This is a genomic window from Haloarcula amylolytica, from assembly GCF_049705545.1.
Classification (GTDB): domain Archaea; phylum Halobacteriota; class Halobacteria; order Halobacteriales; family Haloarculaceae; genus Haloarcula; species Haloarcula amylolytica_B.
In genome coordinates this window covers 903,231-924,128 of sequence record NZ_JBNAMU010000001.1, presented here as the reverse complement: position 1 = coordinate 924,128, position 20,898 = coordinate 903,231, and the positions used below count along the sequence as shown (strand labels likewise).

At 65.0% G+C, this 20,898-nt stretch carries 21 protein-coding genes; 12 read left to right on the top strand and 9 right to left on the bottom strand.

Going from position 1 to position 20,898, the window contains the following annotated elements; translation table 11 throughout:
- Window positions 1-14 precede the first annotated feature (14 nt).
- Window positions 15-1,040 carry a DUF2332 domain-containing protein gene (locus tag ACOZ4H_RS04965; protein WP_424328254.1) on the bottom strand — a complete coding sequence of 342 codons (1,026 nt, stop codon included), beginning with the start codon at window positions 1,038-1,040 and terminating at the stop codon, window positions 15-17.
- 88 nt (window positions 1,041-1,128) lie between these two features.
- Here ACOZ4H_RS04965 and ACOZ4H_RS04960 point away from each other — a divergent pair, with 88 nt between their 5' ends.
- The 4 genes from ACOZ4H_RS04960 to ACOZ4H_RS04945 all read left to right on the top strand — a co-directional run bounded on the left by ACOZ4H_RS04960 (window position 1,129) and on the right by ACOZ4H_RS04945 (window position 4,015).
- Window positions 1,129-1,773 (top strand): DUF7095 family protein, encoded by a 645-nt coding sequence (locus ACOZ4H_RS04960; RefSeq protein ID WP_424330337.1) that lies wholly within the window; start codon window positions 1,129-1,131, stop codon window positions 1,771-1,773.
- A 399-nt stretch (window positions 1,774-2,172) separates the two neighbouring features.
- Entirely contained in the window at window positions 2,173-2,967 is a 795-nt protein-coding gene (locus ACOZ4H_RS04955) for a hypothetical protein (RefSeq protein ID WP_424328253.1), read from the top strand.
- Between the two features lie 39 nt (window positions 2,968-3,006).
- Window positions 3,007-3,438 (top strand): CopD family protein, encoded by a 432-nt coding sequence (locus ACOZ4H_RS04950; protein WP_424328252.1) that lies wholly within the window; start codon window positions 3,007-3,009, stop codon window positions 3,436-3,438.
- On the top strand, window positions 3,431-4,015 hold the full coding sequence (locus ACOZ4H_RS04945) for a hypothetical protein (protein WP_424328251.1): 585 nt from the start codon (window positions 3,431-3,433) through the stop codon (window positions 4,013-4,015). Before ACOZ4H_RS04950 ends, ACOZ4H_RS04945 begins: the two co-directional genes overlap by 8 nt.
- Here the strand turns inward: ACOZ4H_RS04945 and ACOZ4H_RS04940 are convergent.
- From ACOZ4H_RS04940 to ACOZ4H_RS04930, 3 genes are all read right to left on the bottom strand, one after another.
- Window positions 3,993-4,739, bottom strand: coding sequence for a class I SAM-dependent methyltransferase (locus ACOZ4H_RS04940; protein ID WP_424330336.1), 747 nt, complete (start codon window positions 4,737-4,739; stop codon window positions 3,993-3,995). The two genes, ACOZ4H_RS04945 and ACOZ4H_RS04940, sit on opposite strands and share 23 nt — an antisense overlap.
- A 148-nt stretch (window positions 4,740-4,887) precedes the next feature.
- The gene (locus ACOZ4H_RS04935) at window positions 4,888-5,721 is read right to left on the bottom strand and encodes a deoxyribonuclease IV (protein ID WP_424328250.1); all 834 of its coding nucleotides are present in this window, start codon (window positions 5,719-5,721) and stop codon (window positions 4,888-4,890) included.
- 40 nt (window positions 5,722-5,761) lie between these two features.
- Window positions 5,762-6,076, bottom strand: coding sequence for a hypothetical protein (locus ACOZ4H_RS04930; RefSeq protein WP_424328249.1), 315 nt, complete (start codon window positions 6,074-6,076; stop codon window positions 5,762-5,764).
- 212 nt (window positions 6,077-6,288) lie between these two features.
- On the opposite strand from ACOZ4H_RS04930, the gene ACOZ4H_RS04925 reads away from it, so the two are divergent.
- Complete coding sequence (locus ACOZ4H_RS04925; RefSeq protein WP_424328248.1) at window positions 6,289-7,038, top strand: helix-turn-helix domain-containing protein; 750 nt, start codon at window positions 6,289-6,291, stop codon at window positions 7,036-7,038.
- Window positions 7,039-7,113: 75 nt separating this feature from the next.
- On the opposite strand, the gene ACOZ4H_RS04920 is transcribed toward ACOZ4H_RS04925, so the two are convergent.
- The 3 genes from ACOZ4H_RS04920 to ACOZ4H_RS04910 form a co-directional block, all read right to left on the bottom strand.
- Window positions 7,114-7,908, bottom strand: a complete 795-nt coding sequence (locus tag ACOZ4H_RS04920; RefSeq protein WP_424328247.1) for a lipoate--protein ligase family protein — start codon at window positions 7,906-7,908, stop codon at window positions 7,114-7,116.
- A 271-nt stretch (window positions 7,909-8,179) separates the two neighbouring features.
- On the bottom strand, window positions 8,180-8,656 hold the full coding sequence (locus ACOZ4H_RS04915) for a cupin domain-containing protein (RefSeq protein WP_424328246.1): 477 nt from the start codon (window positions 8,654-8,656) through the stop codon (window positions 8,180-8,182).
- 142 nt (window positions 8,657-8,798) lie between these two features.
- The gene (locus tag ACOZ4H_RS04910) at window positions 8,799-9,476 is read right to left on the bottom strand and encodes a helix-turn-helix domain-containing protein (RefSeq protein WP_424328245.1); all 678 of its coding nucleotides are present in this window, start codon (window positions 9,474-9,476) and stop codon (window positions 8,799-8,801) included.
- Between the two features lie 89 nt (window positions 9,477-9,565).
- Here ACOZ4H_RS04910 and ACOZ4H_RS04905 point away from each other — a divergent pair, with 89 nt between their 5' ends.
- From ACOZ4H_RS04905 to ACOZ4H_RS04890, 4 genes are all read left to right on the top strand, one after another.
- Entirely contained in the window at window positions 9,566-11,203 is a 1,638-nt protein-coding gene (locus tag ACOZ4H_RS04905) for an NADH-quinone oxidoreductase subunit D (RefSeq protein WP_424328244.1), read from the top strand.
- 64 nt (window positions 11,204-11,267) lie between these two features.
- Entirely contained in the window at window positions 11,268-11,792 is a 525-nt protein-coding gene (gene msrA, locus ACOZ4H_RS04900; RefSeq protein WP_424328243.1) for a peptide-methionine (S)-S-oxide reductase MsrA, read from the top strand.
- Window positions 11,789-12,208, top strand: coding sequence for an acyl-CoA thioesterase (locus ACOZ4H_RS04895; RefSeq protein WP_424328242.1), 420 nt, complete (start codon window positions 11,789-11,791; stop codon window positions 12,206-12,208). The genes msrA and ACOZ4H_RS04895 overlap by 4 nt, the downstream gene beginning before the upstream one ends.
- A 103-nt stretch (window positions 12,209-12,311) precedes the next feature.
- Window positions 12,312-13,496: an AI-2E family transporter gene (locus ACOZ4H_RS04890; protein WP_424328241.1), complete on the top strand. Its 1,185-nt coding sequence runs from the start codon at window positions 12,312-12,314 to the stop codon at window positions 13,494-13,496.
- Here the strand turns inward: ACOZ4H_RS04890 and ACOZ4H_RS04885 are convergent.
- Window positions 13,493-14,725, bottom strand: coding sequence for a DolP-mannose mannosyltransferase (locus ACOZ4H_RS04885; protein ID WP_424330335.1), 1,233 nt, complete (start codon window positions 14,723-14,725; stop codon window positions 13,493-13,495). The two genes, ACOZ4H_RS04890 and ACOZ4H_RS04885, sit on opposite strands and share 4 nt — an antisense overlap.
- A gap of 751 nt (window positions 14,726-15,476) precedes the next feature.
- Here ACOZ4H_RS04885 and ACOZ4H_RS04880 point away from each other — a divergent pair.
- Window positions 15,477-16,385 (top strand): serine/threonine-protein kinase RIO2, encoded by a 909-nt coding sequence (locus ACOZ4H_RS04880; protein WP_424328240.1) that lies wholly within the window; start codon window positions 15,477-15,479, stop codon window positions 16,383-16,385.
- A 144-nt stretch (window positions 16,386-16,529) separates the two neighbouring features.
- A complete protein-coding gene (locus tag ACOZ4H_RS04875) occupies window positions 16,530-16,883 on the top strand; it encodes a hypothetical protein (protein WP_424328239.1) in 354 nt (117 codons plus the stop codon).
- 72 nt (window positions 16,884-16,955) lie between these two features.
- Here the strand turns inward: ACOZ4H_RS04875 and ACOZ4H_RS04870 are convergent, their stop codons facing one another.
- Entirely contained in the window at window positions 16,956-18,617 is a 1,662-nt protein-coding gene (locus ACOZ4H_RS04870) for an aldehyde ferredoxin oxidoreductase family protein (RefSeq protein WP_424328238.1), read from the bottom strand.
- Between the two features lie 359 nt (window positions 18,618-18,976).
- Here ACOZ4H_RS04870 and ACOZ4H_RS04865 point away from each other — a divergent pair, with 359 nt between their 5' ends.
- Entirely contained in the window at window positions 18,977-20,893 is a 1,917-nt protein-coding gene (locus ACOZ4H_RS04865) for an ABC transporter substrate-binding protein (RefSeq protein ID WP_424328237.1), read from the top strand.
- The last annotated feature ends 5 nt before the right edge of the window (window positions 20,894-20,898 follow it).

Below are 20,898 nucleotides of genomic sequence, written 5' to 3'. Positions count from 1 at the left end.
GAGAGGGTTTCGTCTCAGCCCCGCCACGACAGCCACGCGCCGTGTGGCTCGTAGTCGGCGAGGTGGGTCGTCTCTATGCCATCACCGATCTGGCGTTTCCAGTCCAGCCCCACCGACTCGCCGCCCGAAAGGTCACGTCGACCGGTGAGCCAGTGCAGCGGCCGGTCGGCCATCAAATCTTCGAGAGACGCCGTCAGCGCCTCGCTCAGTTCCGCCGGAACCTGATACAGCACGAGCGTGTTGACGACGCAGACCGGCACGTCCTCAGGGATTCCGTCGAGTACCGCTGGCAGGTCATCGAGCATATCACCCGGGATAAGCTCGGGTGGGTCGTCCCGCGCGACCGACAGCGAACCGTCTAAAACGGCGCGCCGCTCCTCGTGTTCCGGCCAGACGAGCGCGCGGAGCCAGTCCCTGTCGGCCTCGTCGGTCACGTCGAGCGGATTGCGATCGAGACCGACCCGTGAGCGGATCGCGGGAGGGGTCTCCGGGAGCGGCGGGTCGCCACGTCGGACACTGCTCTCGATAGTGACCGGCGAGTCGCCGTTGCCGACCACGCGACCGTCGTAATCGTAGCGATAGTGGTCGAACAGCAGGTTCAGGCCCGCGCTCGGCCCGAGTTCCACCAGCGCGAGCGGCCCGTCGGCGGCGCGGGCCACCCGTGCGATGGCTGGATAGAGGACCGCGCTGCGCCGTACTGCGTTCGTCTGCGTGCGCCGGTTTCGCAGGAGCGGCCGGATGTCGTCGGCGCGGTCGAGACAGAACTCGCGGAACGCCGGGAAGCACTCGTCGTCGGGAGCACGCGCCGCTCGGGTGATGCTCGGGTAGTACTCGGCCAGCCGGTGGTCCGGGTTCCGGTCGAGCAGATAGTGGACCGCGGCCAGCAGGAGATGCGGGGCCTGGCGACCCTCGGGAACGGTCGCCGCAAGGTCGAGGACGGCGGGGTCGTCGGCGGCCTCCCGGCAGAGGTGAGCATACAGCGGCGAGGAGTCCTCGGCCCACGTCGCCAGGTCCCGGAACTGCGTCTGGAGATCGGGCATGTCGGTCCAGAGACAGCACGGCGGCATCAGTGTTCGCCTCCGGAGAGTCAGGGTTTAGGCCGCTCGACTGGTAGAGACGGCAATGAGTATGGACCGTCCGGAGGCAGTCGAGCGGGTCGAGGAAATCGTCGCGACGGTCGAGGCGGAGACGATGCCGGTCCCGGTCCGGGAGGTGTGGGTGTACGGCGACGTGGCGCTCGGACTGGACCCGGTCGAGCGACTGGACGTGTACGTCACCAAGGACATCCTGTTCAAGGACGCACCGGAGCGCGCCGAGGAGTTCCAGCGCAGTCACGGCGTCGACGGCGTCGGCAAGACCGTCCGCGCCGCGTGGGCCGACGAGCATCCCGAGTACATCCGCGCGAACGCTAACGGCCACGCCGCGCCCGAGAAGTGCCTCGCCGCGCATCTACTGAACGACGACGAGCCGGTCCACCTGGAGGTGTGTAACGCCTCCTTCGAAGACAACGTCACCCAGCGGCTCAAGGGGGCCAAGATGCGAAACGACTACGAGCAGATTCTGGACCCGCGCGGGGCCTGCCTGTGGATCGACGGCGAGCGGTCGCCGGAAGCCTTCCGGAAGCTCCGTGACAACGAGTTCGTCTTCCCGACGCTGACCCAGTCGCTGTCGATGCTCGGGATGGACGAGACCGAGGCCGGTGACGCCGCCGACGCGGTCAAGGAGTACCGGGCACAGCAGGAAGGAGCGACGGTTCGGGGCGACGTGGTGTAGGCAGTTACCGCACTGACTTTAGCGGGGCGACGTGGTGTAAGCAGTTACCGCACTGACTTTGACAGGCCGACTTACCGCAGCCAGGGCGCGTCGACCGTCTGGAACTGATGTCCGCAGGCGGGACATTCAACGAGCCGCGAGCCGCTCTCGCCGTCGTCGGCGACGGCGAACCGACGGCTCCAGCTCACGTGTCGGCACTCCGGACAGCGGCGGACGAGCGGGGGTATCATAGGAAGACGGAAATCGGCACGTGTCGTTCGTAGCCGCTCGTCCCGCAAGGGTCTATCGGGGGGCGACATCGCACCGCGTGTGACCACTTAGCTCGAACAGTCCTCGGCGACTACAACGCGGTTTTGAGCGAACAGAAGGGATACACCCGCACCACGGGAAGGGAGTCGTATGAAACGAACGCGACGAGCGGCCCTGGGACTGGTCGGTAGCACGGCGATTGGTGCCCTGAGCGGGTGTCTCGCACCGGGCGGGAACGGCAGTGACGACGGTGGCAGGGACTCACCCACGCATCCGTCGCCCGGAACCGATACCACAGGAGACGGAGAGACGGAGACGGCCACCGACGACGAAACGCCGACAGACACGCCGGACGGGCTGCCCGGCGACCTGGACCGGGTCGATACGCCGCCGTACGAAATCGAGGACATCGAATGCAACATCGACGACTCCGGCGAGGGCGACCGCGACCCGCTGTATCTCTGTGCGAACATGCCGGCCGAGCCGTCGCTGTCGTTCGAGCAGGCGTCGGCGCGGGGCACGCTGTTTGCCGACGAAGGGCTGGAGTTCGCCGAAGACAACACCGACGACCAGCTCTACGCGACGCTGCTGACGGATGCGGACGACATCGAACGGTTCGAAAACGACAGGGGTGACGCCTACAGTCTCGCCGCCGACACCGACTTCGAGAGCCACGCCGTCCTCGTCGTCCAGACAGGCTGGGGCTCCGGGTCTATCCTCCCCCATCTGAAACGCATCGAGGAGACAGAGAGCGGTGTCCACGCGTTCGGCTGTTACACACAGCCCTGTGTCTACACCGACGATTTCACCGCCCGGTCGACGGTCGCCAGGTTCGAGCGCCCGGACACGCTCGACAGCGGCGTCGTCAGTCTGACCGTCGATCCGTCGACGCGGTACAACGTGGCGACGGGCGAAGGCGTGGTGACAATCGGCCGGTCGGAATGACCCCCGGATTCTTTGCGACCTGCCGGTGAAGCGACAGCTATGGCAGCCCTCCCGATTCGAACCCTCCACGTCCTCGCGATGGCGGCCCTCGTTGGCGGCACGACCGTCCTCTGGTACAGCTATCGGAGCGGCGCTATCACCTCGCTGGTGCCCGCGCGACAGTTCGAGTGGCTGTTCTGGGGCGGCGTCGGCGTGCTCGTGTTCACCGGCGTCGGCAACCTCGGCGCGCTCGGGCCGCCAGGGCCCGGAACCGACTGGGGACGAACCCTGCTGGTGAAACTCACCGTCGTCGTCGGCCTCGTCGGCGGGTCGGTCGTCCGCACCCTCCTCCTCGTTCAGGCCAGCGACCGCGAGGGCACAGCCGGCGACCTGTCCCCACCCCTTCGGCGAACGCTCTCGCGGGCCTACGGCGCGACGGCGGCCGTCCTCCTGAGCATCGTCGTCCTCGCGGAGGTCCTCGCACATGGCTGAGGACCAGAGCGGGCGGATGGGTGTTGACAAGACGGCGACCGAAGGCGAGCCAGCGCGTTCTGCGGAAGGAGGTGACGGGCGACCGGTATCGCTGGTGACGTGGACGCTCGCCACGTTCGACACCGCCCTGTTCGTCCTGCTCGGCATCCTCGCCGCCCACGCGAGCGGCGGCCTCGCCGACTTGCTCGGCGGGCTGAACACCCTCGTTGGCGTCGCCGTGTTCTGCTACCTCTGGGCGCTGTTCGTCCTGGCGGTCCGGTGGGTCCACAGCCGGGTGACGCTCGGGAATGCCCCACTGCAGACCCTCGTTCTCCACGGAGTTGCGGCCGGGTGCGCCACCGGTGTCGCGTTCCTATTGGGGCTGTTCGCGGTGGCGCTCGTGCCGACAATACAGAGCGGCGGGGTCCGTCTCCAGGCGGTGCTTGTGGTCCTGCTCATCGGGGCCGGTGTCGCCGCTGTCGTCGGCGGCGTCGTCGGCCTGCTCGCCAGCCTGCTGGACACCGCAGCCTACGGACTGGCGGGCTATTTACTCCCCGAAGCCGGGAACGAGCAGGTCACGGAGCCTCGCCGACAGTGACGAAAAACGGCACCGTCTCGCGGCGTTCGTAGTCCTCCGCTTGCATCTGTTCGATCACGTCGCGGCCCATCGACCGCCAGCGCTCCCGGAGCGCGTCGTACTCGTCGGGCGTCGCCTCGCCGTTGAGAATCGTCTCGCGGTCGTGGGCCAGGCCGGTCCCGGTGGCTTTCCGCCGGGCCGCCTGCATCGCCGCGTCGTCGTAGGGCGGCTCGATACGCTGCTCCTGGTCGTACTGTGTCGTCGAGACGACGGATAGCCCCGCGTCGCGGAACACGTCGGCGGCGTCCCTGCCGAGGGTGACGTCCGTCCGCACACCATCGAGGAACAGCCGGCGAGCGCGGCGGGCCAGTATCGGCTCCGCATCGACGGTCGATTCGACGGTGACAGCGGCGTTGTTCGGCTCGATGGCGGCCACCCGGTCGGTGGCGACGCGGGCGAACTCCCGAACCGCGACCTCGGGGTCAGGGAGGTTGATGAGCAGCGCCTGACACACCACCAGGTCGAAGCTGTCGCCGGCAAAGGGGAGCCGCGTCGCGTCGCCGCAGACGGTCGGGTCGCCGGCGGCAGCCAGCAGATCCGTATCAGCGTCGAGGCCGACGACCGTTCCGTCGGTCTCCTCGCGGAGGACGCGTGTCAGTTCGCCGGTCCCACAGCCCACGTCGAGGACGCGCTCGCACTCGCCCAACTGTAAGTCCGTGAGCGCCTCGCGGGAGTCGGCCCACATCCCCCTGCGGGTGGTTTCGAGGTAGTCGGCGGAGAACCTGCGCACAGTTCGTCAGAGTCGAGTCGCCCCCAAAAGTACCGCGGTCGAACGCGCTCGAACTTCCCCACAGAGTCGAGAAGCTCGGATACGCCGCGCTCGATAGCGACGTCTATTCGCCGCGGAGTTCCTTGACGCGCTCGATGTTCCAGGCGAAACTCTTGCCGTTCTCGGTCGGCGTCTCGAGCACCAGCGGCACGTCGCGGATGGCGTCGTGATTGACGAACGCGCGCATCCCGTCCTCGCCGATGTGGCCCTCGCCGATGTGGGCGTGTTCGTCCTTGTTCGTCCCGCACTCGTGTTTGGAGTCGTTGAGGTGGACGCAGGCGAGGTCATCGAAGCCGACAACCTCGTCGAACTCCGCGAGCGTCTCGTCGACGGCTTCGGGGGACGAGAGGTCGTAGCCCGCGGCGAACATGTGGGCCGTGTCGAGACAGAACTCGATGTCCTGTTCGGTTCGTTCGCGGACGGTCGCCAGGTGCTCGAACTGGCCGCCGAGTTTCGTCCCGCTGCCGGCGTCGGACTCGACCAGCACGGTGACGCCCTCGGGGATGTCGAGGTCGTCCAGCACGCTCGCGGCGTTGTCCAGGCCGCCGTCGACGCCCGCGCCTGTGTGGGCGCCGAGGTGGACGTTGACGTACTCGATGCCCAGCTTCGCGGCGGCGTCGACCTCCTTCTGCATCGAATCGAGGGATTTCTCGCGGAGGTCGTCTTTCGGCGTACAGAGGTTGACCAGATACGACGAGTGGATGACCCACGGGCCGACGCCGTGGTCGGCTGCGAGGTCGCGGAACTGCTCGGCCTCGTCGTCGTCGATGTTCGGGTCCTGCCAGACCTGCGGCGAGTGAGAGAAGATCTGCCCGCAGTTACCGCTGTATTCGACCTGTTCCTCGACGGCGTTGTAGACGCCGCCGGCGATAGAGGTGTGTGCCCCGACTCGTACCATGCACACCGGTGGGTGATGCCCGACAAAAGAGGTTCCGGAGTTAGACCCACTCGCGAGCGGGCGGGATGATGCGGAGGCTCGACAGGATCAGGTATGCGCCGAACCCGGCAAGGAGGGCGCCGAACACCATCGGGAGCGGTGACAGTGAAAACAGCAGCGGCGCGCTCGAAGCGACCAACACGACGCCGATGCCGACCAGCATGAGCGTCCCAAACGCGCCGAGCACCGCGTCCTCGGCCGCAACACGGACGATCGCGTACAGTTCTTCCTCGGAAAGCTGTGCGACGCTGTCGTCGGTCGCCCGAGGGTCGGCGGGGGTGTCGGCAGGGCCGTCATCAGCGGGGGACGAGACCATGCCACTGCTTGGCCGGGTTGCCACAAAACGGTGACGTAGGTCTGTTGTCAGAACTGTCCTCTGGTCCGCTTCCGTAGAGTCGTCGTTAGGGACGTGCGGCCCACAGTCAATCGACTACTGTAACTTAATCAAGAGCCAACTAGGGAAATTGGAGTGAACTCGGTGGGCCAGTAACCGACTTATAACGAGCCTTCCAGATTAGTAATAGCCAAATGCCCGAAACACAGGCCGCAGTAAATGAAACACGCGAGTTCGAGTTCGTCTTGCAGTTCGACGCAGGTGCCGATAGCCTGATGGACGTGTTCCGGCAGCACGAAAGTCTCTCTGTGTGGTCCTCGGCCATCTTCGTCGGTGACGACCATATGTGGCGGCTGGACCACGCGAAGGGGACGCCCGAGGCCCTGAGTACGTTCGACGAGGTCTTCCTGGACGAAGATCGCTGTAACGAGTGTTTCGACGTCGTGAGCTGTGAGACGACGCGGACGTACCACGTGCTGGACCGCACGGAGACGTCCCGGACAGTGTACACGTTGCGACGTGAGATCAGCGGCTGTCAGTCGCTACCCAGTTTCCTGCACCGACACGTCCGTGAAGGCACTATCTTCGAATCCCGGCGAACGGGCGACGAGTACCGCTGGCGCGTGCTCTATCCCGGGACAGCCCCCATCGGCGAGGTGTACGACAGAATCGAATCGAGCCTCCGCGATGGCGTCACACTCTCGGTGTCTCACATCACCAGTGCCGGAAACTGGAAGGCCACCGAACGGGTCGCGACGAACTTCTCGCCCCAGCAGTGGCGGGTGCTCGAGGCCGCCGTGACCCACGGCTACTACGAACGGCCGCGGGAAGTCTCGGTCAAGGACCTCGCATCGATACTGGACGAGCCGCGCTCGACCGTGCAGTATCAGCTCCGCACCGCCGAGGACCGCATCGTCTCACAATTCGTCGAGGAAACGCTCTGAAGGGCGATATTTCAGGGTAGTACGCGGCTCGTGGCGGCCCGGCACGCCCGTCACCGCTGGACCGCGCCGCCAGCGTCAGGGCGACCGTCGAATCCACTCGTCGGTGGCGTACTTCTCCTGGGCGTGCTCGCGTGCGCGAGCGAGTTCATCGTCAGTCCACCCGCCCGCATCGGCGTCGACCCATTCAGCCAGTGTCGAGCGGAGCGTCTCGACGGCCTCGGTGCGGTCGATATCGGCGTACTCGTCTATCGCTCCGACGCGCTCGCCGAACCGTTCGGGGTCGGGATCGGCGGTGAAACAGCCGCAGTGGCGGTCGGGACGCAGCGAGACGGACAGGGAGCCGTGCTGGATGACGGCGTCTTTCTGGCGGTACTGTGCGTTCCCGCTGAGTTTCCGGCCGTCCGGGCCGACGATGTCGTGGGCCGGATGGAGCTGTCGCAGGTAACAGGCCGGCTGGTGGACCGCCGCCCGCTCGTCGTCGGCGAAGGCGGCGTCGACGCCCATGCGCTCGAACGCCGCAAGCACCGGCTCGCAGAACTGCTCGTAACACGCCATCAGGTCGCCCGGCACGGCGTCGGCCGGCGCGATGATGCCATACGAGATATCAGCCACGCTGTCGTGGTAGATGGCGCCGCCGCCGGTGGGCCGCCGCGTCACCCCAATATCCTCGCGCTCGCAGAACGCCCAGTCGATCGTGTCGGGGTCCTGTCCGTAGCCCAGCGACAGCGTATCGGGCCAGGTGTACACTCGCACTGTTGCCGGGCCGCCCGCGGCGACGGTTTCGGCGGCGGCCGCTTCCAGCGCCATGGTCATCGGTCCGGGTCGTGTTTCCTCACCGATGACGCGCCACTCCAGATCGGCCAGTGACATACCCGGGCTTCGTGACGCGATGCGATATGAATTGCGGGCTAGCAGCAGTGGGGGTCGGTGATACACCTCCGACATCCTCGAACAGCCAGAAAGCCCCAGCCGGGAGACCGCAGGTCTCCCGAGCAGTCGGCGCTGGGCGTTCGAGACGATGTAAGCACTGGACCGAGCGAAGCGAGGGAAGCGCGCAACGAGTCGCAGTAGCCCAGCGCCTCGGGGGCTTTCTGGCTGTTCATGTTCGCTTTTGTACTGTCAAAAACGACGAAATTAACGGCTAGCCCTGAACGTTTCCGCAGTCGGTACAGGTGAGTTCGAACCGCCCGTCGGCGATGGCGACGCTCTGGGTCGTCTCCGCGCCGCACTCCGGGCAGTGCGCTCTCGATTCCAGGTCGTCCCAGTCGTGGGTCGCGCCGGGCGCGCCGAAGGCCCAGCCGACGACGCGCTCGTCGCCGGAGTTGTAGCCCTGCTGGAACTCGCCGGGTTCGAAGCGGATCAGTTCGCCGCTCGATACGTCGACCTCCTCGCGGTCGAGGCCGACCTCGAAGGTGGTCTGTCCCTGCTCGATGTAGAACACCTCTTCCTGGTCGTGGTGGCGGTGGAGGGCCCCCGAGAAGGAATCCCCGGGTTCGAGTTCGAAGTAGTTCGCCGCGAAATGCTCGGTCCCGAGTTCGCGGGAGACGGGCTTGCGGATGTCGTGTACCTGCATCGGGTTCCGTTCGACCGGTACGTCGTCGAGAGTTACTGTGTCCATTGTCAGTGTCGTCCTGGGTCAGGCCACGGCGGCCCTGTGGTGTGTTCTCAATCCAGCGTTGGATGACACTGTTCCGGCGTTTATAGTTTTTCGGGAAGCCACGTGGTAGTCAGCCGCGCCGCCGATTCCCGGTGGGCCCGAACTACGCCACTGATGCGCCGTGCTGGTCAAGCAAGTCAGCCATCACGCGGGCCTCGGCCTTCCGGAGGTGCTGGGCGGCGGTTCCGGGCGCACAGCCGAGTACGTCGGCGACGTCGTCGACACTGCCCTCGCGGGGGTCGCGGTAGTAGCCACAGTCGACGGCCGCGGCGACGGCCTCGAACTGGCGGTCGGTGAGCGCGGCCCCGGTGTCGAGTCGTCGGCTGTCGTACTCGCCGACTTCCCGTACGTCGACTGAGACGCTGTCTGGGGCCGTCTCGACGGCCTCCTGGACCGTCCCGCCCGGCCCGACCAGCGTGAGGCCGACCGTTCCGTCGTCGCGGTAGGCGACCGGCGAGACGATGACCAGACCGGCCTGCGTGAACGCGTCGATGAGATCCGTATCGGAGTCCGTCGGTCGGCCACACACGTACAGGTAAAACGAGTCGTCAGGGCAGGGAGAGAGGGCGTACTCCGTGACCCTCGGGGCGTGTTCCAGGGCCGCCCGGTACGGTTCGACCGGCCAGCCGTCGACGTGAAAGAGGAGGGTCTGAACCGCGGCACCCATGTCGTTCCACCGGAGGAGATAGCTCGCCTCGTAGCCGTCGTGATCCATCACGAATTGGTGCATAGGGTGGCGTATCTCGGGACCCATCCACAGCGAGAGCGTGACGTATTTCATACCGGGCAGATTCCAGTGGGTATTTAAAATAACCTCGGCCGTGAGGGGACAGGCCGAGGCACCCGGACGGCGAACACGCGGCCACGGAGATGGCCCAGACAGTCCACCGCACCGACGACATCCATCCGCTTATCGAGCCGATTGCCGACCACGTCCTCTCCACCGAACACCACGAGAACGCTCCGGCCGTTGTCATCCGTGCCGACGAGGTTCAGACCGTCCTCTCGACGCTGCGAACCGAAGCAGGTCTCGACCACTGTGCCTGTGTCACGGCCCAGGAGTACGCCGACCGGTTCGAAACGATCTATCACCTGCGGCGCTACGCCGACCCCACACAGGAGCTCTCGGTCGTCGTTCCAACACCCAGGGAGTCGCCGACCAGCGAGTCGGCCGCGCCCGTATACCCGACGGCGGCGTGGCACGAGCGGGAGGCCTACGACCTGGTCGGCATCGAGTACGAGGACCACCCCGACCTCCGGCGCATTCTCCTGCCCGAGACCTGGCAGGGCCACCCGCTGAGCCGGGACTACAATCAGGACCAGCCACAGATCGTCTCCTTCCGCGAGCACGAGCGATTGCTCGAAGACCGCCGCGAGGGGCCGGAGACGATGCACCTCAACATGGGGCCACACCACCCCTCGACTCACGGCGTTCTCCACCTGAACGCCCAACTCGACGGTGAGCAGGTGGCGACCGTCGACCCCGACATCGGCTACATCCATCGTTGTGAGGAACAGATGTGCCAGCAGGGGACCTACCGCCACCAGATCATGCCCTACCCGGACCGCTGGGACTGGGGCGGGGCCGGACTGCTGAACGAGTGGGCGTACGCCCGCGCGGCCGAGGACCTCGCCGACATCGAGGTCCCCGAGTACGCACAGGTCATCCGGACGATGGGCGGTGAACTGTCGCGTATCCTCTCGCACATGCTCGCGGTCGCCACCTACGCGCTGGACGTGGTCGGCGAGTTCACCGCCACCTTCCAGTGGGGGGTCCGGGACCGCGAACTCGTCCAGGATATCCTCGAAGACCTCACCGGCCAGCGACTGATGTTCAACTATCTGCGGCTGGGCGGCGTCGCCTGGGACCTGCCCGAGCCTCGCGAGGCGTTCTTCGAGAAGATACGTGCGTTCCTCGACGACCTACCCCACAAGCTCGGGGAGTACCACGACATGCTCACCGGCAACGAGATTCTCCAGCTCCGGACGATTGACACGGGCCACCTCTCGGCCGAGACCGCGAGGGACTACGGCTGTACCGGCCCGGTCGCGCGGGCCTCCGGCGTCGACTACGACCTCCGGCGGGACGACCCCTACGGCTACTACGACGAACTCGACTGGTCGGTCGTCACCGAGGAAGGCGGCGACAACTTCTCGCGCCTGCTCGTTCGCCTGCGCGAAGTAGAGGAGTCCGCGAAGATTATCCGACAGTGTATCGACCTGCTGGAGGACTGGCCCGAGGACGACCGCGAGATACAGGCGAACGTCCCCCGCACGCTCCGGCCCGATCCCGACGCCGAGATCTACCGCGCCGTCGAGGCCGCCAAGGGCGAACTCGGCATCTACATCCGCTCGGACGGGACGGAGACACCGGCCCGGTTCAAGATCCGCGGTCCCTCCTTCTCGCACGTCCAGGCGCTTTCCGAGATGGCCCGCGGCGAGTACGTCCCGGATCTCGTGGCGACAATAGGCAGTCTGGACACCATCATGGGCGAGGTCGACCGGTAGGCCGACACCTGTCTGAGACGAACGCGGCCAGTGAGTTTTGTACGGCGGGCACGTATGTCCGGTGATGACCGAACAAGCGACGTTCGCGGGCGGCTGTTTCTGGTGTACGGAATCGGTGTTCAAGCAGGTCGATGGGGTGACCGATGTGGTTTCGGGCTACGCCGGCGGCCACGTCGCCGACCCCAGCTACGAGGCGGTCTGCCGGGAGGAGACGGGCCACGCCGAGTGCATCCAGCTTACCTACGATCCCGACGAAGTGAGCTACGAGGACCTGCTCGCGGTCCATTTCACGACGCATACCCCGACGACGAAAGACCGGGAAGGCAACGACGTCGGTACGCAGTACCGCTCGGCCGTGTTCTACCACGACGAGACGCAGCGTGAGACCGTCGAGGCCTTCATCGAAGAGATAGCGCCGGGCTACGACAGCGACATCGTCACCGAAGTCGAGCCACTGGAGACGTTCTATCCGGCCGAGGAATACCATCAGGATTACTTCGAAAAGAACCCGAACCAGAGTTACTGCCGGCTGACTATCCCGCCGAAAATCGAGAAGCTCAAACAGAAACACGCGGAGTTGCTAGCATGAGCTTCGAGTACACGACCGAAGTCGAGGTCCGATACGCGGACATCGACACGTACGGCCACGTCAACAACGCGACGTACGCGACCTACTTCGAGGAGGCCCGTATCGACTACCTGTACGATGTGGTCGGCGCCGGCGAAGCGCTGCTCTCGGACAGCGAGTCGGGCGTCGGAATCGTCATCGCGAACCTCGAAGTCGATTACAGCAAGCCGGTCCGGATCGACGACGCCGTCGCCGTCGCCGTTCGGGTTCCCCGGCTGGGCGAGAAGAGCTTCCCCTTCGAGTACGAGGTCCGGACCGACGACGGCGTAGCCGCGACCGGCGAGACGACCGTGGTCACGTACGACCGCGACGCGGAATCCTCACGCTCGATTCCCGAGGACTGGCGGGACGCGATCACGCAGTTCGAAGGGCTGTAACCGCAGCCGATACTGCGACGCCCCGTTGTTGCTCCGCCCAGTCGAGGCCCTATCGGACCGACCGGTGGTTTTATTTTTTACCCATATGTTGTATTGAAAACATATGGAATACAGTACCGACCTCGGACGGCGCGTCCTCCTTGCCCTCGCGGGCGTGGCACTCCTCCTCGTGGTCGGACTCGTCCTGTCCCAGTTCCTCCCGACGCTCGTGTTTACTGTCTTCCTGTACTACGCCAGCCGACCGATTTACCGACGGCTCGGGCGGCTCCCACTGCCCGAGTCGTTCCTGGAGCAGGCCGTCCCCTACCAGAAGCAAGCCCATGCGGCTGCCACGATTTTCTTCTTTCTGCTGCCGTTCGTGATTCTGGTTGGCTACACCCTTGTTCTCATTATCCCCGAGCTACAGGCCTTCTTCGGCGAGGGGGGGCTGGGCGCGGCGTACCTCTCGCGGTTTCAAGAGCTTCAGGGCGGTTCGCTACCGGAACCGCTCGCCGGTCTCGGCCTTAACGAAGTACTGGCAATGGGGCCGGCTGAGGTGTTTGACCTGCTGCGAAACGCGACCGTCCAGTCGTGGCTGGGGCGTGTCTCGGATACGCTCATCGGATCTGTGAGTCTACTCACGTCGCTACTGCTGCGCGTGTTCATCATGTTCGCTGGAACGTACTACCTGCTTACCGACGGACCGCGGCTTGTCGGCTGGTTCCTCGACACCTTCGACGGCTCGGGCGTTCTCAGCAAGTACGCGGCGGCGGTCGACGACGAACTCTCTTCGATTCTCTTCGGGAACATCCTGAACGCACTGGTGACGGGTGTCATTGGAATTTTCGTGTTCTCGCTGTACAATCTGGTCGCTCCCGGCTCAGTGCAGATTCCGTTTGCACCACTCGTCGGTGCACTCACCGGCATCGGGAGCCTCATTCCCGTGGTCGGGATGAAAATCGTCTACCTGCCCGTGGCTGGGCTGCTTGCAGTCTCCGCGGTCGTCACGGGGCAGACGGCGGCCCTGGCCTGGGTCGCCCTCTTTCTCGTGGTCACACTGGTCGTCGTCGATACGATCCCGGATTTCTTGATCCGGCCATACGTCAGCGGCGACCTGACCCACGTCGGCCTGCTGATGTTCGCGTACATCCTCGGGCCGATCGCGTTCGGCTTCTACGGGATCTTCCTGGGCCCGATCCTGCTGGTCCTCGTCGCCCAGTTCTTCCGGATTATCGTTCCCTACGTCATCACGGGCTCGGTCGAGACGACGCAGACGTCGCTCGCCGACTACGACTCCACGGAGTCCTAGCCGCTTGCGAGCCGGGTTCTGGCGGCCCCGAAGTCGAGACAGCGGCTGTCCGTCGTCGAGTCGACACGGTCGAGCCACCGCAGCTCCATCACCGAGAGCCGGTAGTGACACGTCGATGGTTCGATCTGTTGCCAGTAGATGTACCGGACGTCGGGCACCGACTCGCTCTCCTCGTAGGCCCCCGGGAGGTCGGTGGTTTCGAGGTCCGACATCGGCACCGGCCCCGGCGTCTCCACGGGTGTGAAGACGAGGCCGACGCTGCCGAGGACGGCGACGTTCACGACGAGGACCAGCACGAGAGCCGCGACGAGCGACTGCCTCCGTCGGCGGTCACGCAGCGTCGTAGCGACTATCCCGACACCGATTGCGACGAACGCGAGCCCCGGGATGAGGTCGGTGTAGCCGCCGGTCTCGAAATCGACGAAGAATATCAGGAACGCGAACCACGCCGCGCCCATCGGGATCCACCAGTCGGTGTGTCCGACGTCGCTGTCGTCGCCCGCGAGCCAGCACCGGGCGGTGTGCGCGAGACCGAGGCCGCCGAGCAACACGAACGGCGACGCCCACTTGAAGTGGACGACGCCGGCGACGAGTCGGGCGAGCACCGACGCCTGTTCCTCGGTCTGTAGCGGCACGAGCAACACCTGCACGACCATCTCCGAGGCCGAGTGCCAGACGAGAAACACCGGCGCAAGCATGACGACAGTGAAACCGAGGCCGCCGGCGACGACGCGTTCGAGCGCCCGCACGTCCCGCTGCTGGATGGCCAGCCCGACCACGACGAGCGGAAAGATGGCCGCGGCCTGCCAGTACCCGACGCTGGCCGCCGCGGCCACACCGCTCAGCGCCGGGTATCCGCGCGTGTACAGGTATATCGCCAGGAGGCCACAGAGGACGAGGAGGTACTTCGCTTTGAACCCATACGCCGGCCGGACGGCGAACCCCGGTAACAGGAACATGGAGAGGCCGGCCAGCGGCGCAGCGACGTCGTCGCCGGTGATGTCGTAGACGAGTATCACGACGAGCCCGACGATTCCACACACCGCCCCGCTCATCAGCACCACGCTGAGAAGGTGGAGCCGGTACATGTCGCCGCCGGCCAGCATCGCCAGGGCGCCGGTCGTCTCGTAGGACAGCGGGAGCTTCGGTTCCCATGCGTCGACGTACAGCCGACCGCCCCGCGTCAGATACCAGCCGAGATGCTGGAAGATACCAGCGTCGGGAGCCATCGGAGGACGAGCGGAACCGAGTGTGATTGTCAGTACGAAATACAGTTCGACACCGACGGCAAACAGCACCGGAAACGCGAGCCGACGGTCGTGAGGATTGAACGCAAGCGAGCGAAGCAGGTCCCTGAGCTGGTCCTTGTGTCGTCTGCTCACACGACACGCTTGCGTTCGGATGATCAAAAGTAGAGAGTAGCTTAGCGGACGTGCAGTCGGCGAACGCAGTCACCGTTCGCCTTACATATACTGCCACCGTGATTAGGAACGTATTTTCGAGCGGATGCCCGACTTACCGCTTCTTTCAGTTGCATCGTGTGTGAAGGGAGTTTGCGACCAGCCAACGCCCGGTTTCGAGCCCGATCAGCCACGTTTTGAGCTACAGAAACGGCAGTACAGTAGCGATAGCAGGCGCATAGTGTCAGGCCGAAAATGTGTGATTATGTGGGTTAAAGCGCCCCTTATTCGACGAGCAATCGTCCGAAGTGCCGTTTCGGTCACGAAACACGGAACCCAGTAGTTGGTCAAGTCGGTCAGATAACAAATATTGGCGCGACTGCCTTGGGCAGACTGTCCGAACACCAGTGCCTCTAAGCCCATTTGCACCCAGCCGACTCCGGTCAGAACGCTTGTCGTCCGCCGATACAACAACCAGACTGGGACCGAGACGAGCTATTTTGTATAGCAGTCACTAATTTATCAACCCTATCCGGCGAACGCGTCGGCCTTTTACCAGTCCATCGAGTAGAGAACCGTAATGGTCCAGAACGTGGCTTCAGTGATGGCGGAGCTGGAACCCGAGGACTTCCATCTGCTCTCTGGCGTCGAACAGGGAATGCGGTTCTCGGAGTACGTCGCCCGCGAGAAGTTGACCGAGTTCTCCCGGCTGACGACGGAAGATGTCGACTACCGGCTCGACCGGTGTGCGGACCGGGGGCTGGTCGAGCGCAAGACAATCCAGTACGAGGGTTTCAAACTCACTTTCGAGGGGTACGATACGCTTGCGTTACATACCTTTGCCGAGCGCGACACTATCGAAGGAGTTGGGTCGCCGCTGGGTGTGGGCAAGGAGAGCGACGTATACGAGGCCCAGTCGTACAAGCCGGTGGCGCTGAAATACCACCGCGAGGGGTACACCAACTTCCGCGAAGTGATGAAAGAGCGGGAGTATACTGCCGACCGCGACCACGTCTCGTGGCTCTACACCGCTCGGAAGGCCGCCGAGCGGGAGTACGATGCCCTCGAAACGCTGTATCCCGAGGTATCGGTCCCGCAGCCGGTCGACACGAACCGACACGCGATTGTCATGGAAAAAATCGACGGCGTCGAACTCTCCCGGACGAAACTCGAACCGGAACAGGTACTGCCGATTCTGGATCTCGTTCTCGACGAGATGCAGACGGCCTACCGTGAGGGATACGTCCATGCGGACATGAGCGAGTACAACGTCTTCGTCACGAACGAGGGCGTCGTCGTCTTCGACTGGCCCCAGGCCGTCCCGACCGACCACGAAAATGCCAAGGAACTGTTAACCCGCGACGTCGAGAACATTGTGAGTTACTTCGAACGAAAATACCCACGAGAACTCGACGGCGTGGACAGGGACGCGGTCGCTGACGACCTTTCGGCCGAGGCCTTCGGGTCTATCGACGAATACGCCGGTTGAAGTGTTTTTAGCGGAGTTTCTGCCGTGCAACGAGCCAACGGTATGATTGCTGGCGCCGCCATTATAAACTATATATTGCTATAGCAAATCAGCTCGAATCGGTTGGGCCAGCAGATATAGGATGTTGGCTTCGGAGGTGGGGATGTGGCAATACCAATTGTCGGGTCGCTCGTTAGCTTCGTCATCGCCCTCCTCATCGGCGGACTGGCCATTTATCTCAGCGCTCGGTTCGTCGTGGGCGTCGACAACTACGGACACGCGGTCTTTACCGCGCTGTTCGGCGCGCTCGCGTGGGCCCTAACGTCGTGGCTACCGCTGGTGGGACCGGTTATCGCGCTGGTGGCGTGGGTCGCCGTCATCAAGTGGCGCTACCCCGGCGGCTGGACGAAGGCGGCCATCATCGGTGCCGGTGCGTGGCTGTCCGCGCTGCTCATCCTCTTCGTCCTGGACGTGGCGCTCGGCCTGGACATCGGTGCGTTCGGCGTGCCCGGCGCGTAGGCACGGGGCTCACTGAACGAGCTCCGCACCCGTTTTCCGGTCAAATAGCTCTGTCAGCGGTACCAGTTCGAGTTACGCCGGCAGCGCACTTTCGGGGACCGTACCGTCGTCGGACCAGCCACGCGCGTCGTAGTACTCGTCGAGCGCAGTCTCGAATGACGGGAGGTCGTACGGCAGAGTGTCGTCAGCCCGGTCGAAGCCGCGCTGGTTGTTGAAGTGGCGTTCGAGCGTCACGGTGCGAGCGCCGACGGCCATGAGGTCCTCAAAGTCGGCGTCGAAGAGCTGTTCGTAGCGCTCTGGGGTCATGAAATCCCGCGAGAACTTGCAGACGACGCCGCTGTCGTTCAGCGCCATCAGGTTCTCCCGCCCGACCAGCACGTCGGCTTTCCCGAGCGTCCCTTCGGGGGCAACCGCCTGGTCGTCGGGGACAAGCGGGTACTCGACTGAATAGAACGTCGCGTACATGTGGTCCGCGCCGCGGTTGGCGACGGCGTAGGAGAGCCCCTGGCCGTGGAGGACGCGGCCCTCGTGGGCCGCGAAGTCCATCCCCTTGACCGTCCAGTTCTCGACCCCGAGGTCGTCGTGACAGCGGTCGATACCCTCCGCCAGCGTGTCGCCGATACCGTCGCGGTGGGCGATTTTCTCGACGGTCTCGTGAATCAACTCGGTATCGCCGAAAGCGTCCTCGCTGTCGAGGTAGGCCGCCACCGTGTTGCCGGCGGAGATGGCGTCCATCCCGAGGCGGTCACAGAGCTCGTTGGATTGCATCACGTCCACGATGTCGTCGACGCCGGCGTTCGACCCGAAGGCCATCGCCACCTCGAACTCGGGCCCCTCGGTCTCGACGCCGCGCTCCTCGTCCCGCGTCGGGAGCTTGCAGGCGAACGCACACGCCGAGCAGGTCCCCTTCTTGTACTTCTTCGATTCGACGGCGTCGCCGTTGATGCCTTCTACGCCCGGGAACGACTGCTCGGAGAAGTAGTAGGACGGGAGCCCGTTGACCTCGTTCGCCAGGTCCATCACCGAGACGGTCCCCTGCCGTTTCATGATGTGATCCTCCGTCGCGGCCTCCCGGTGGATGTCCATCTGCATCGCCGGAATCTCGATGTCCGGCGGGGAATCGCCCGCGAACGTCATGCCCTTGACGTTTTTCGCGCCCATGACTGCGCCGAGGCCGCCGCGGCCGAACGCCCGCTCCCCGCTCGTCATGATGGACGCGAACCGAACCCGGTTCTCGCCGGCCGGGCCGATGACCGCGGTCTGGTCGGACTCGATGCCGTGTTCGGCGTCGAGGTAGTCCAGCGTCTCGGGAACGGTCGCGCCGGCGAGGTCGGGGACAGCCTCAAACTCGACGCCGTCGTCGCGCACGTGGACGATGACGAGTTCGTCGCTCTTGCCGGTGAGTTCGACGGCGCTGTACCCGGTATCGGCGAAGTTCCGCGACATGAAGCCGCCGGCGTTCGACGAGAGCAAGCCGTCGGTCAGCGGCGAAACGCCGGTGCAGTTCATCCGCCCGGTGAAGCTCATCTGCGCGGCCTGCATCGGCCCGGTCGAGAACACCAGTCGGTTCTCCGGACCGAGCGGGTCGGCGTCGAAGGGTATCCGCTCGTGGGCCAGCCGCGTCCCGACGCCGCGGCCGCCGAGGTACCGTTCGAGCACGCCGTCGATGGCCTCGGTAGTCGTTTCGCCGGCAGTCAGGTCGACCGTCAGGAGCGGTCCCGTCGAGTGTATCATTAACGTTTCTCACAGACACACGGACTTAGCGGTTGTGCCGCCTGCCGATACCGGCGGTTTAATCAGGGGACGGCGACGGAATATTGCTATGGTTTCGCTTGTGACGACGACGCCGGCGTCGCGCCGGTGGGCAGATTCGCGTTTCCCGTCCGGGAGCGTGCGTGCTCACGGCCGGTCCGGGGGCGACACACGAGCGGACGGCCGACCGAAATCCGGGGTGACACCCTCTCATTCCGGTGGTGTCGCCCGGTTTCGGACCCGCGAGCGTCGTCATGCTATAAGTGTGTGGGAAGCCAACACAAGACACAAGTTTGGGGTAGATGTGAATGTCTTATGACGCAGATACCGACACGAGTACAGTGTCTCGACGGCGCGTCCTCCAGACGGCGGGCGCGTCGGCGCTGGTAGCACTGGCCGGCTGCAACACCGGAAGCGACGGAGAGGGGGACGGCGAAAGCGGGGGCGGGCAGAGCCTCGACCCGGTCCGGGAGCGGGCGGAGGTCTCCGTCGACGAGATTCAGGAAGGCGGGACGCTCAGGTTCGGTCTCGGGGCGGGCATCGACTCGTTCGACCCGTCCTACAGCACCAGCGCCCCGTCGGGGAACGTCCACGGGCTCGTCTACGAGAGCCTCATCACGCAGGACGCCGCGGGGACCGTGTACCCGTGGCTCGCGCGGACGTGGGAGCGGGTGGACGTACAGGAAGTCGAGGACGGGGCCTACGAGCCGTACATGGTGCCGGCGGAGACGGACGACGACGGCAACCTCGTCGCCGACGACCAGATAATCATCAGGAACCCCGAGGCCGGCGAAGTGCTGACGGTCAACGAAGCGCCCGACGCCGTCGAGGACGGGACCTACGGGATACAGTACCGGGCCGAACTCCACGAGGGGGTCACCTTCCACAACGGCGAGGAGATGACCGCGAAACACGTCGCCCGGTCCTACGAAGTGCTGGAGAACTCCTCAATTTCGGCCCAGACCTTCGATTCCTTTCTCTACGCCGAGGCTGTCGACGACTACACCGTCCACATCTACGGCCAGGAGCCCGACGCCGAGGCCGACAGCCAGCTCCCGACGACGGTCTACCCGATGGAACACATCGAGGAGTACCCGGACAGGGGGGCGGACCCGCGAAACGACCTGACGCCCATCGGGACCGGTCCCTTCGAGTTCGAGTCCTACGAGGCCGAACAGCGAGCCCAGTTCAGTACGTTCGAGGACTACTGGCTGGACGACCTCGGCCTCGACGCCCTGGAGTGGTGGGACGGCCCGGACGGGTTCCCGACGAGCCCGGTCGTCGACGAGGTCACGGTCTCTATCGTCACCGACGACGCGACCCGCGCGGCCGCGCTCAACAGCGGCGAGATCGACCTCACGTACGGACTCACGAGCGACACGTACAGCGAGTACCGGAGTTCGGAGGACTACCGGCTCAGCGTGACCAACGCCGGGGCGTACAACTTCCTCCAGTACCCCGTCAGAGTCTCGCCGTGGGACGACGAACGCATCCGCCGCGGCGTCAATCAGATGATTCCCCGCGCTCAGATAGCCGAGAACATCTACAACGGGTACCGCAACCCCGCGTACACGCCGCTGCCCGAACTGGCCGCCGACGAGGGGTCGGCCGACTACGACGCGCTGGTCGAGGAACTGCGCCCGCAGACCGAACAGGACACCGAGGCCGCGACCGAACTGCTGCAGGAGGCCGTCGACGACCTCGGCGTCGAGACGCCAATCGAGGCGACCATCGAGACCAACACCTCCGACGACCGCGTGCGGGAGGCCGAACTCATCGCCCAGGTGATGAGCAACACGGAGTTTTTCGACATCAGCGTCGAGACCTTCGAGTTCACGACCTTCATCCAGCGCATCCTCGGCCCGGAGTACTACCAGCAGGGCAACATCGTCCTCATCGGCCTCTCGGGGACGTTCAACCCCGGGAGTTTCTACGACGCAGTGAACTCCATCGACAACTTCGGCCAGTGCTGTAACTTCCAGCGGGTCGACACGCCGGACCTCGACGAGATCGCGACGGAGGCGCGGTTCTCGGTCGAGGCCGTCGAGGACCCGCAGTTCCGCGGCGAGCAGTACGACCAGGTGTGGCGAGGGCTCATCGAACAGGCCCCGAACAGCTACACCGTCTTCGGGACGAACGTGTCGTCGCTGTCGACCGATTACGTCGGCCACAACACGTACACGTTTTCCAGCGGGATTCTCCCGTACGGTCTCCACGACCCGACGGACCAGCAGGTCGCGTATCTGGACCGGGAGTGAGTCAC

Coding starts and splice junctions, on each gene's coding strand:
- ACOZ4H_RS04965 (WP_424328254.1), bottom strand. CDS start 1,040: ATGCCCGATCTCCAGACGCAGTTCCGGGACCTGGCGACGTGGGCCGAG.
- ACOZ4H_RS04960 (WP_424330337.1), top strand. CDS start 1,129: ATGGACCGTCCGGAGGCAGTCGAGCGGGTCGAGGAAATCGTCGCGACG.
- ACOZ4H_RS04955 (WP_424328253.1), top strand. CDS start 2,173: ATGAAACGAACGCGACGAGCGGCCCTGGGACTGGTCGGTAGCACGGCG.
- ACOZ4H_RS04950 (WP_424328252.1), top strand. CDS start 3,007: ATGGCAGCCCTCCCGATTCGAACCCTCCACGTCCTCGCGATGGCGGCC.
- ACOZ4H_RS04945 (WP_424328251.1), top strand. CDS start 3,431: ATGGCTGAGGACCAGAGCGGGCGGATGGGTGTTGACAAGACGGCGACC.
- ACOZ4H_RS04940 (WP_424330336.1), bottom strand. CDS start 4,739: ATGTGGGCCGACTCCCGCGAGGCGCTCACGGACTTACAGTTGGGCGAG.
- ACOZ4H_RS04935 (WP_424328250.1), bottom strand. CDS start 5,721: ATGGTACGAGTCGGGGCACACACCTCTATCGCCGGCGGCGTCTACAAC.
- ACOZ4H_RS04930 (WP_424328249.1), bottom strand. CDS start 6,076: ATGGTCTCGTCCCCCGCTGATGACGGCCCTGCCGACACCCCCGCCGAC.
- ACOZ4H_RS04925 (WP_424328248.1), top strand. CDS start 6,289: ATGCCCGAAACACAGGCCGCAGTAAATGAAACACGCGAGTTCGAGTTC.
- ACOZ4H_RS04920 (WP_424328247.1), bottom strand. CDS start 7,908: ATGTCACTGGCCGATCTGGAGTGGCGCGTCATCGGTGAGGAAACACGA.
- ACOZ4H_RS04915 (WP_424328246.1), bottom strand. CDS start 8,656: ATGGACACAGTAACTCTCGACGACGTACCGGTCGAACGGAACCCGATG.
- ACOZ4H_RS04910 (WP_424328245.1), bottom strand. CDS start 9,476: ATGAAATACGTCACGCTCTCGCTGTGGATGGGTCCCGAGATACGCCAC.
- ACOZ4H_RS04905 (WP_424328244.1), top strand. CDS start 9,566: ATGGCCCAGACAGTCCACCGCACCGACGACATCCATCCGCTTATCGAG.
- msrA (WP_424328243.1), top strand. CDS start 11,268: ATGACCGAACAAGCGACGTTCGCGGGCGGCTGTTTCTGGTGTACGGAA.
- ACOZ4H_RS04895 (WP_424328242.1), top strand. CDS start 11,789: ATGAGCTTCGAGTACACGACCGAAGTCGAGGTCCGATACGCGGACATC.
- ACOZ4H_RS04890 (WP_424328241.1), top strand. CDS start 12,312: ATGGAATACAGTACCGACCTCGGACGGCGCGTCCTCCTTGCCCTCGCG.
- ACOZ4H_RS04885 (WP_424330335.1), bottom strand. CDS start 14,725: ATGGCTCCCGACGCTGGTATCTTCCAGCATCTCGGCTGGTATCTGACG.
- ACOZ4H_RS04880 (WP_424328240.1), top strand. CDS start 15,477: ATGGTCCAGAACGTGGCTTCAGTGATGGCGGAGCTGGAACCCGAGGAC.
- ACOZ4H_RS04870 (WP_424328238.1), bottom strand. CDS start 18,617: ATGATACACTCGACGGGACCGCTCCTGACGGTCGACCTGACTGCCGGC.